This is a genomic window from Serratia sp. 506_PEND (genome assembly GCF_001076875.1).
In the GTDB taxonomy this organism is placed as follows: Bacteria; Pseudomonadota; Gammaproteobacteria; order Enterobacterales; family Enterobacteriaceae; genus Serratia; species Serratia marcescens.
On record NZ_JVEL01000643.1, the window covers coordinates 1 to 2737 of the forward strand.

Here is a 2737-nt window from a genome sequence, read left to right on the forward strand (position 1 = left end):
CCAGCGACATAAATCACATCATTCTGTAGTGGCGGTTACTGTCCATATGGATATCAAACGAGGCAGTCTGTTCCCGCGTATCCAGCCGTATTGAGGCGTTAACCCGAAATGTCATACCGGGGACCTCGGTGGTGTTATCCACCGCAAAAACCTCAACGTCGACAATACGGGGCTCATACTCGCGGATACAGTGACGGATGGCTTCGCGTATACGCCCACCCGTATCATCGCGACTCTGCGTGGCATCATTGAGATCCACCACGCCGAGATCCGGCGCACTGCGGCAACTCCCGCATCGGGTATTGAGTACACGTTCGAGCTGACGCTTTATCGAGCCGACCAGCCTGTCTGTGTCGTGTACAGGCGGGACGTCGGCACCCTCTTCCCTGATACGATCGAACAGGCTGGAAGCGCTTCCTCTGTCCCATAACGCGAGAGAAGACACCGTGGCTTATTCCTTGTCCAGACGACCCACCAGGGAGAGTTCAAAGTTCGCGCCCATGTATTTGAAGTGCGGACGGACAGAAATCGCCACCTGATACCAGCCCGCTTCTCCTTCCACATCCTTCACCGTGATCTGCGCTGCACGCAACGGACGGCGGCTGCGCACATCGGCCGGCGGGTTTTCCTGATCGGCCACGTACTGCTTGATCCAGTTGTTCAGCTCACGCTCCAGATCCTGACGTTCTTTCCAGGACCCAATCTGCTCGCGCTGCAGAACTTTGATGTAATGTGCCAGACGGTTGATAATGAACATGTACGGCAGCTGCGTGCCCAGACGATAATTGGTTTCAGCGTCTTTCCCCTCACGGGTATTCGGGAACACCTTCGGCTTCTGCACTGAGTTGGCCGAGAAGAACGCAGCGTTATCACTGTCCTTGCGCATGGTCAGGGTGATAACCCCCTCCTCTGCCAGCTCGTATTCACGGCGATCGGTGATGAGGACTTCCGTCGGAATTTTGGCCTGTAGCTGCCCCATCGCTTCATAAACGTGGACAGGCAGATCGGAGATAGAACCACCACTTTGCGGACCAATGATATTCGGGCACCAGCGGTACTTCGCGAAGCTGTCGGTCAACGCCGTCCCCATCAGGTAGGCGGTATTGCCCCACAGATAATGATCATGGCTGGCGTTTATATTTTCCTGATAATTGAACCCTTTGACCGGATTCTCCACCGGATCGTACGGCAGGCGGGCCAGAAAACGCGGTGCGGTTAAGCCCAGATAGCGGGCATCTTCTGACTCACGCAGGGCGCGCCATTTGGTATAGGCCGGGCCTTCAAATACCGATTTGAGATCCTTAATGGAAGGCAGATCGGTAAAACTGTCTACGCCAAAGAAGGTCGGTGCCACAGAAGAAATGCAGGGAGAATGTGCCATCGCGCCCACAGCACTCAGGTATTGCATCAGCTTGATATCCGGAGAACTCTGGGTCAGGACATAATCACCGATCACCGCACCAACAGGCTCACCTCCAAACTGCCCATAACCGGTGGAGTAAACATGCTTGTAGAAACCGGACTGCGTGATTTCCGGTGCAAATTCGAAATCGTCAAGCAGCTCATCTTTAGTGGCGTGCAACATCAAAATTTTGATGTTCTCGCGGAAATCGGTTTTATCAACCAGCACCTTCGCCGAGCGCCACGTCGATTCCAGTGCCTGGAACTCACGGGCATGCAGAATTTCATCGATCTGGGCGCTGAGTTTTTTGTCCAGCTCAACAATCATGCGGTCAACCAGAGCTTTGTTGACTGGTTCGGCGGCATCACCACTGTCAAGGATGTTGGATATCAGCGCCGTAATACCCTGCTTCGCGACGTTATAGCCTTCGTCAACAGGCGTAATACGCGCCTGCGCCATAATCTCGTCAAGCAGTGAGGAAGATGCCCCGGCATCATCAGTGCGGGTTTGTTTTTCGGTAGCAGACATAATTTTTCCCTTACTGTTGTCGCATTATTTTTCTGGCTTAATGAGATCCAGCTCTTGAAGCAACTGTTCACGGGCATCAGGGTTTGCAAGCAAATCCTGCAAACGGTTACGGAATGAGGGGATATTTCCCAGTGGTCCCTTAAGCGCAACCAGCGCCTCACGCAACTCCAGCAATTTACGTAACTCAGGGACCTGCTGTGCAAGGTTGTCCGGGGAGAAATCAGCAAGAGAAGCAATGTTCAGATGAACAGGCAGGTCATCTTCGCTTTCTTCTTCAAGACGATTTGGCACGTTAAAAGCGAGATCGATTTTGCTTTCCCGCATGACGGCATTGAAATTGTTCTTGTCCAGCGATACCGTCTGTCGTTCTTCAATCGGCGTTTCTTCTGTGCGCCCTTTCAGGTCGCCAACGATCATCAGCGTTAAGGGTAATTCAACCTCTGCCTGTTGCCCGCCGGTCGCAGGAACATATTTGATATTAATTCTTTCTTTCGGCGCGACAGAGGAGGTGCCTGTATTTTTACTCATATTCTTCTCACTCGATTTTTCACAAATCAGAAATTAAAACCGGCGGACCAGCAAATACAACCGGGTATCCCCGGACGAAGATTCAGGTATTCACCAGACGGTTAATTGGCGATTGTCACCTGACGTTACAGCCTCATACGGAGGAACGGTGCGCAGGAATGATGCCGAATATGCTAGATCATAACACTACACATTTGCAATAAAACAGAATTAAAGATCGCAGACAGATCACAAAAAGAGACATAACTTCAAAATGTAACAAACAAGATACATCAAGAC

Annotated in this window: 3 protein-coding genes; all 3 read right to left on the reverse strand. The window is 51.7% G+C overall.

Features of this window, described 5'->3' with window-relative positions; all coding sequences use genetic code 11:
* Positions 1–13: 13 nt before the first annotated feature.
* The 3 genes from tssE to tssB are packed head-to-tail and all read right to left on the reverse strand — an operon-like array spanning position 14 to position 2458.
* Entirely contained in the window at positions 14–445 is a 432-nt protein-coding gene (gene tssE, locus ADK28_RS29110; RefSeq protein ID WP_048797460.1) for a type VI secretion system baseplate subunit TssE, read from the reverse strand.
* A gap of 6 nt (positions 446–451) precedes the next feature.
* On the reverse strand, positions 452–1930 hold the full coding sequence (tssC, locus tag ADK28_RS29115; protein WP_048797461.1) for a type VI secretion system contractile sheath large subunit: 1479 nt from the start codon (positions 1928–1930) through the stop codon (positions 452–454).
* 24 nt (positions 1931–1954) lie between these two features.
* Complete coding sequence (tssB, locus tag ADK28_RS29120; protein WP_046897925.1) at positions 1955–2458, reverse strand: type VI secretion system contractile sheath small subunit; 504 nt, start codon at positions 2456–2458, stop codon at positions 1955–1957.
* Positions 2459–2737: the final 279 nt, after the last annotated feature.

Bases quoted from the DNA above. Each gene is read 5' to 3' on its own strand.
- tssC (WP_048797461.1), bottom strand. From the start codon at position 1,930: ATGTCTGCTACCGAAAAACAAACCCGCACTGATGATGCCGGGGCATCT.
- tssB (WP_046897925.1), bottom strand. From the start codon at position 2,458: ATGAGTAAAAATACAGGCACCTCCTCTGTCGCGCCGAAAGAAAGAATT.